This window comes from Candidatus Cloacimonadaceae bacterium, from assembly GCA_030693415.1.
Lineage (GTDB): Bacteria > Cloacimonadota > Cloacimonadia > Cloacimonadales > Cloacimonadaceae > JAUYAR01.
This window is the reverse complement of sequence record JAUYAR010000132.1, coordinates 1-7393: the sequence shown is the minus strand read 5'-3', so window position 1 is coordinate 7393 and position 7393 is coordinate 1. Positions and strand designations below refer to the sequence as shown.

At 49.2% G+C, this 7393-nt stretch carries 6 protein-coding genes; 3 read left to right on the top strand and 3 right to left on the bottom strand.

The window, feature by feature from the left end; translation table 11 throughout:
* Positions 1–719 precede the first annotated feature (719 nt).
* Positions 720–980 (bottom strand): hypothetical protein, encoded by a 261-nt coding sequence (locus tag Q8M98_08010; GenBank protein ID MDP3114705.1) that lies wholly within the window; start codon positions 978–980, stop codon positions 720–722.
* A 244-nt stretch (positions 981–1224) separates the two neighbouring features.
* On the opposite strand from Q8M98_08010, the gene Q8M98_08005 reads away from it, so the two are divergent.
* Genes Q8M98_08005 through Q8M98_07995 form a run of 3 tightly spaced genes read left to right on the top strand, consistent with a single transcriptional unit; the run spans position 1225 to position 4508 of the window.
* On the top strand, positions 1225–1779 hold the full coding sequence (locus Q8M98_08005; protein MDP3114704.1) for a transcriptional regulator: 555 nt from the start codon (positions 1225–1227) through the stop codon (positions 1777–1779).
* A gap of 9 nt (positions 1780–1788) precedes the next feature.
* Positions 1789–3231: a TldD/PmbA family protein gene (locus Q8M98_08000; GenBank protein MDP3114703.1), complete on the top strand. Its 1443-nt coding sequence runs from the start codon at positions 1789–1791 to the stop codon at positions 3229–3231.
* On the top strand, positions 3228–4508 hold the full coding sequence (locus Q8M98_07995; GenBank protein ID MDP3114702.1) for a metallopeptidase TldD-related protein: 1281 nt from the start codon (positions 3228–3230) through the stop codon (positions 4506–4508). Before Q8M98_08000 ends, Q8M98_07995 begins: the two co-directional genes overlap by 4 nt.
* Positions 4509–4657: 149 nt before the next feature.
* Here Q8M98_07995 and Q8M98_07990 read toward each other — a convergent pair whose 3' ends face one another.
* Together Q8M98_07990 and Q8M98_07985 are read right to left on the bottom strand one after the other, a co-directional pair.
* The gene (locus Q8M98_07990; protein MDP3114701.1) at positions 4658–6256 is read right to left on the bottom strand and encodes a hypothetical protein; all 1599 of its coding nucleotides are present in this window, start codon (positions 6254–6256) and stop codon (positions 4658–4660) included.
* Positions 6257–6578: 322 nt separating this feature from the next.
* Entirely contained in the window at positions 6579–7238 is a 660-nt protein-coding gene (locus tag Q8M98_07985) for a hypothetical protein (GenBank protein MDP3114700.1), read from the bottom strand.
* Positions 7239–7393 lie beyond the last annotated feature (155 nt).

The window sequence follows — 7393 nt, the reverse complement described above, 5'->3', positions numbered from 1 at the left end:
CCAGTTGCTCTCCACCCCACCTCACGGTGACGCAGTTACCTTCGGCTACAGAGTTTTAACGGTGCTCTGAACAGGACTTTCACCTGTCTGATATGTATCGCTCACAGGCGCACGAACGCCGACGTCCCCGTCGGCGACACGAAGGAGCTCTATCCCATAGGCGAAAATAGCGATACACATCACAGCCCCACCAATTTCGTGACCGCTCCACAAATCTGTTACCCTTTCACAAATCTGTAATCTATCCTGCGGACATGAACCGACGGGGACGTCGGTAAATCCATAATCATGGAACGCCGACGTCCCCGTCGGCGAACGAATAACCGAGTAAAGTCATGCCCCTGGGCAAAACAATCTATATCATTATCCCTCAATATATTACGTGCTGCATGCCCTGCCCTCTCTCCTGAGCATTACGGAGTCAATACGGACTTAGTCCGTAATGAGTCCGTATTGATACCGTAATGCTAAGGGGGAAGATGTCATTTTACCCGATACCGGATTTAGGTTTTTTGATTCATTTCTTCGTCTTCAGGTGGGACAGCGGTGCCGTCGATTGCTTAGTGACAGCCCGGGAGTTCAGCAGCCTTAATGACAGCTCTTACAGGAGCGGCTTCCGCCTTAGCCGGATTTGCCCTGTTTGTCGTTTGTAGGCTTCATGTAAGCGCAGCTTCTTTCGTAATGACGGAAGCCTCGACACTGAATCCAATTCCCTTTCATTACGGTTGGCGAACCAGAAACTCCTGATAATTCGTGGGGTCTATTCTGCTTATCGTAGCGTTGGGATAGATCTGCAGAAAGCTGCTTGGTTTTAGTTTGCGCTTGGGATTCCATTTGATCTCATAGGCATCCAGCTTATTTTCGTAGATTTCCAGATTGTCGATTTCGCTGTTGTAGAGGTTTCTCCAAAAAAAGGGCTGGTGGAAGTAGCGACGATTACTGAGGAGCTTCATCCGCTCGGATACGATATAGTTTTTCAAGCAAAATCTGCTGATTTCACGAATATAGTCTTGTACTAATGGGTGTATTACACGAATATAGTCTTGTAATAGTGGGTGTTTTGCGAGGCTGCAGTAGCTCTGGTCTTAGCCGCTGATGGACTTGAGCCACGATGAAGGGCTTATCGGGAACAAATTGGGATCTCTGGCGAGCACTGGTGAACAAACCCGTTCAAACCTGAAGAGTCACCCATTCAAGCAGAAAAAGCTTGACAGTGAAAGTGCTTTGAAACACAAAGCACCCGGCAGTGGAATGATCATCCAGCATGCTAATAACGACAAGGAGCTTGCCATGTTTAATCTAAACTGTGTCGGCATCGCGCGCGAGCTTAACGGATTGGACGCTTTCATCCACGCGCCGGCGCGCCTGATGCTGATCAATCTGTTGTTCGGAGCGCCGGCTTTGGAATCCACCGAGCTGTTGAAATTGACCGGTCTTACCTGGGGAAATCTGGCGACCCATCTTTCCAAGCTGGAGGAAGCCGGCTACGTGATGATCAGCAAATCCTACAAAGGCAAGAAGCCCAATACCGTAATCCGCATCACGGATAGCGGCAGAGGTGCCTATCTGAAATGGAGCGCCATCATCCTCAAAGCCATTCCGTCAAAACTGCTGGAAGCATATAAAGCCGGGCTTGATCAGTACTGGGAATATATTCCGGCTCTTGAAACCGACACAGAGTGTGTTTCCATCCCCAAACAGGAGCTCTTTTTCCTGCCAAAATGTCATCAATGGGGCATGGAATTGCATCCTATCGACAGAATCAATCAGTTAGCATAAGGAGGTTCAATGAAATATTTGGACATCGCAATGAACACCGCGAACGCTCTGGGAGCGGATTACGCGGATATCAGGATTCAGAAGACGACGGATCAGATGATCTATCTGCAAAACCTGAGCCTGAAAAACACCTCCACTTCCACATTGCACGGATATGGCATCCGTGTCCTCAAAGACGGAGCTTGGGGCTTTGCCCACTCCGACGTTTTCAGCGACGATGCCGTTGCCGCCACGGTCAAACGTGCTTTGGGCATCGCGCTGCTGTCTTCTAAAGCAAAAAAGGGCGCCGGACTGGTTTTGGCTCCTGAACGCAGCTATATCGCCACCTACAGGACTCCGGTCAAGATCGATCCCCTTGAGCTTTCACTCAAAGACAAGGTCGATCTGATGCTGGAAACCAATCGCATGATGATGAGCTATGAAGGCATCCGCCAGGCGATCTTTTATCTGGTTATTTCCAAGGATGAAAAGCTCTTTGCCTCCACGCTCGGAACGCGTTTGGACATCACCACCCAATACCTAAATCCTTTGATCCAGGCAACCGCTGTGATGGACGGAGACAGCCAGAGCCGCACTTTTGATCTTGGCGGAAGAGCCACCGGTTGGGAGTGGATTGATGAGCTCAATCTCACCGAAAAAGCCAAACAAGTTGCGGAAGAAGCGATCATCAAGGTCAAAGCGGATACCCTCGGTGAAGAACAGCGTCGCAGCCTGATCCTCGATCCCAATCATCTGGGATTGACCATGCACGAATCCGTTGGTCATCCCACGGAGCTCGATCGCGTTTTGGGTTGGGAAGCGGATTATGCCGGTATCTCATTTGCCACTCCGGAAAAACTCGGCAATTACAAGTATGGCAGCGATATCGTGAACTTCATGGGAGACAATACATTGGATCAGGGACTCGCCACTGCTGGATTTGACGATGACGGCGTTCAAGGCCAAAAATGGTATATCATCAAGGACGGAATCCTGAACGAATATGGAACAACCAGGGAAACCGCTCCGCAGATCGGTCTATCACAAAGCCGGGGTTGCAATCGCGCCACCCACTATTTCAATCAACCGATCAACCGCATCCCCAATCTCTATTTGCTTCCCGGGACGGAAGAGCTTACTCCCGCGCAATTGATAAACGACACCGAAGATGGGGTTTATATCGAAGGGCGCGGCAGTTTCAGCATCGACCAGCATCGAGTCAATTTCCAGTTTGGCGGAGATTTCTTTTGGGAGATCAAGAACGGCAAACTCACGCGTCCACTCAAGAAAGTGCTTTACAAATCCAGCAATCCGGAATTTTGGAACAGCTGCGATGCCATCTGCGACAAACGCTATTGGCAACCCTTCGGCGTGGTCAATTGTGGCAAGGGGCAGCCCAACCAAACGGGCAGGATGACCCACGGTTCCGCACCCGCGCGATTTAGAAATATCAGAGTGGGAGGTTCACAATGAAAGCGAGATTTGAACAGATCGCCGCGTTTGTCAAACAGCACGTCAGCGCCGATGACTGGACTCTGAACATTCATTCCGGAGACAGCCACGAGACGCGCTTTGCCCAAAACGCCATCACTCAGCATATTGCCGGAACGACTCTGATGATCAACCTCTCGGTCGCTTTCGGAAATAGAACCGGGGTCAGTTCCGTCAACCAAACGGACGAGGCTGCTCTTTCCGCAATGATCAAACAAGCTGAGGACATGGCAAAGCTGAATCAGCCAGATCCCGAATATGTGGAAAGCGCTTCCTTTGAAGCGATTCCGGAAGTGCAAAACACCTCCGACGCCAGCCTGAATCTGGCTCCGGAAGAGATGGTGGAGATCATCAAAAGCTCGATCGCCAACGCGACAAAGCAGGATGCAACAGTTTCCGGCATGACCGAAAAACACCATCCCTGCATGTTTACCGCCACCAAAAACGGCTTTTGCGGGTACAAGGAATACACCAATTTTGGTCATTCGATGACGATCAAAAAGGAACATACCGAAACCAAGGTCTCCTTTACTTCAAAGGATTATGCCAAGTTTGATCTGAACAAGGAATTGGAACAGCTCAATTCTCAGATCAAAGCGCTCAAATCACCTCAGGACTTCGATCCCTGCCGCATTCCGGTGATCTTTCGTCCTCCGGCGGTCTGGGAATTTCTGATGTATTTGGGTTGGATGATGTATCGCCGTGAGGCGGACGAAGGGCTCACAGCCTTCACCGATCAACTCGGAAAGCAGTTCCTCGGGGAGAAATTCACGATGCTGTCCACGTTAGCCAATCCGGACATCATCTGCGATCCCTTCTCACGGGATTCAATCGTTTCCAAGGAAACCCACTGGGTCAGAAACGGCGTGGTGGAAAACATGCCAACTCGCAGATATTGGGCAATGATGAAAAACCTGACGCCCTCCTCGATGTTCAATCTCTATATTCCCGGAGGAGAGAACACGGAGCAGGAGATGATGAAGATGGTGCCCAAGGGACTGATCGTCAATCGCTTGTGGTATATCCGCCCCGTCGATATGAAAGCCGGCGAACTCACCGGAATGACTCGCGATGGTGTGCTCTACTTCGAAAACGGCGAGATCAAACACGCCGTCAATAACCTCCGTTTCAACGAAATCCCCCACGACGCCACAAGGCGCATTCTCGCAATGGGAAAAAGCGAGATCGTGGATAGCGAAGTGATGCTGCCCACCATGTTGATCGACAATTTCAACTTTGTGGACAAGACTTCATTCTAAACTTCCAAAGCCAGATAATAATGCGTCCGGAAATCACCTCCGGACGCATTTTGATAAAGCTGTAGCGCAGCATGCCGATGCTGCGGAGGCGATGGCTCTGTTTGACAGGTTAATTTCCCCCGCAGGATCGGCATGCTGCGCTACAAAGTTCAGAACTTAAATTCCACTCCAAAGCTCAGCATTTCGACGATCTCATCCTTGCCGCTGATGATGCCGTCGTCATTGAGATCGGTATAGCGCTCGGAGTATTTTCCCACCAGATTGGCATTGTCCGAGATGCCGTAAGCCAATCTCCCCACCACTTGAGCGGAGTGGTTTCGCGGCTGGAGGTAATTGATCCATGGGACGTTTACCTGGGCATAATAGATGGAGGCTTCCTGCAATTTCGGAACCAAGTCTGGGGAGAGTGAAGCTTTTGCCCAAAGAGACTTTCCGGTGCTGTTATCCTTGCCGTACATGTCCTGGTATGCCAATTTGAACACGACGATATTTCCAAGATTGGCACGGACAGATCCAAACCAACCCATTGTGGGAGATATCCCTTCCAGGCTGCTGTCCTTGGTGCTCAGAGAATATACCCGGCGTCCCGAAACCTCGTTCGGGGGGCTATAAACAACCTCACAGCGCTGTTCCTCATAGAGATTGTTGAAATAACCGGGCAGGAAATTGGCGCCAAAATTGCGGAATTCCAGCTTGGCATCAAAGATAAAGAACTTTGCACCGAAACCTGGAAAGATCAATCCCTGACCGTGATCCTTGATCGTGGCATATTCCGCGTAGTGGTTCAGGCGCAGGGATTCGCTTTCATAAAACGGCAGGTCATAATCCATGCTATAGACCCACAACGGCTTGGTATCAAGATATTGCTCGGCGATATCGGGATGGACATCAATGTCGAAAGAATAGTTCGGATACTCTATCAGAATATCCGGAAACATCATATTGACATAGGGATTCAGATCAGGATGATCGAGGATGCTGTTTCCGTTAAGATCGATATCTTCACTGTCGGCAAGCCCGTCATCATCGCTGTCCAACCATTTCTGCCGATCGTGGGGAAATTTGTCATAAACGTCTGGATAGCCGTCGCCGTCGGAATCTGGATATTTTCCGTATTGATTGCGGTCCACGCCTACGTTTACGCCCACTTTCAGATTGCTGAGGAGCCCCATATCGAGAATATCGAGCGGTTTCACAAAAGTCCTTCCGGCAAGGATCTCGTTTTTGTAGATATCATGGGTATAGACTTCGAACCCAAAGCCGGATAATGGAGTATTGATGCCGACATATCCGCCGATGTTCTTTTCCACAGGATAGCGCAGCATGTTTGAAAAGCCGTCGAAGATCAACCCATGCGCAAGGGTGTAATTTGGAATCGAACCTACTTTGAAATATAAGGGGGAATAGCGGTCTGCAAAACGGATATAGAGAATCTTGCGTGCGATGTCATCCCACTCGTCCCAATCATCCTTGCGGACTTTGCCGGTGCTGTCGATCAAAAGATCGATGTCCAGCCCAAAACCAAACTTCCAGATCGCCAGTTCCGGCATCAACCGGATCTGAGAATAGGTGTTGCCATCAATAGTGATCGAGCCGACCACTCCACTCATGCCATATTCAGGGCTATCCACAGTGCCATAGACTTCATTTCCCTGTCCATCCCCGGGGAACATGTCATCGTCATTCTGGCTCTGGGAAAAAAGCAGTAATGGCAGCAACGCCACTAATAAAAAACACAGCTTTTTCACTGATTTTCCTCCTTGTTTAAGGATATTACAACATTATTTATACATGCTCCGGCTGTCAAGAGAATTATCGATGTGTCATTCCCCCATTTTTTAAACCAGCCTTATGTAAAGAGTCATTTAATCTTGCACGCAAGCTCACCATTCTTGCATGCCACATTTTTATTTAGAGACAGCTTCGCCTACAGACGCAATTTTGGCTGTTACGTCTGTAGGCCGAGGGTCACCAATCTTGCAAGAAAGCTCACCATTCTTGCAAATTAGCTCACTTATTCTTGCATGCTCCTACCAATAGAGACTTGCCAGCGTAAGCATCGGTGTTTCGCTAATCGACACTGAGCGCAAGAATGTTGTATTTTAGCTCAGGAGCTGACCAGCGCTGGCTGATGCCGATGACTACCGTTACATGCCTGCCATCGAGTCTGATATCTGCAATATACAGAAAGCAGTCGCATTGGTTGGTAAGGATAACTTGAGGTAGGGTATTGTATTCTCTATCTAATTTATGGTTGACAGACAGGTCACGAGTGATGTCCGGAGGCGTCAGCTGACTGGGTACTCCCACTCCTTTGTTCTGGTTTTGGATTTCATAGATCAGCTTGGTTAGAGGGATAGTTTCGTTCTTGAGATGCCTTTTCTCTATACAATCATTGGCAAGTTTATCAGCGGTAACGGATTCGTTGAGGACGTGATTGGTGTAGATGGCGCTGTTCTGGATACCCCTGGCATCAAGCTTGCCGACGGTGCAGGTCTTTCCGGAGAATGAACCGTTGGGGTTGGCCTTGTCATCCCAGATCTCATAGAAGCCCCAATCCTGCTCTCTGAGGGTATCTGTTTCGTAATAGCCTGAGTCGGATGGATTCTCATCGACCTTGATGCCACTGGCAAAGGTTGCGCCGGGTCTGACCAGTCTGATGGTCACTCCGGTTAGGGGAATGCGGTTGGGTCCGTCCATGATGTAGTAGCTGATGCCAAATCTATACATGTCTGCTCCTTTTTTTAGCCCAAGTTTCGCAAAGTAGTGCCTAAGTAATTGAAAAATAGACGGGAAGGTTTTCATTTTGGGCACTACTTTCGAATTGAGTAGTATTGGTGTTTACTGACGTTGATGTTGAGGAGTCTGAATATTTCGGCTGCTTC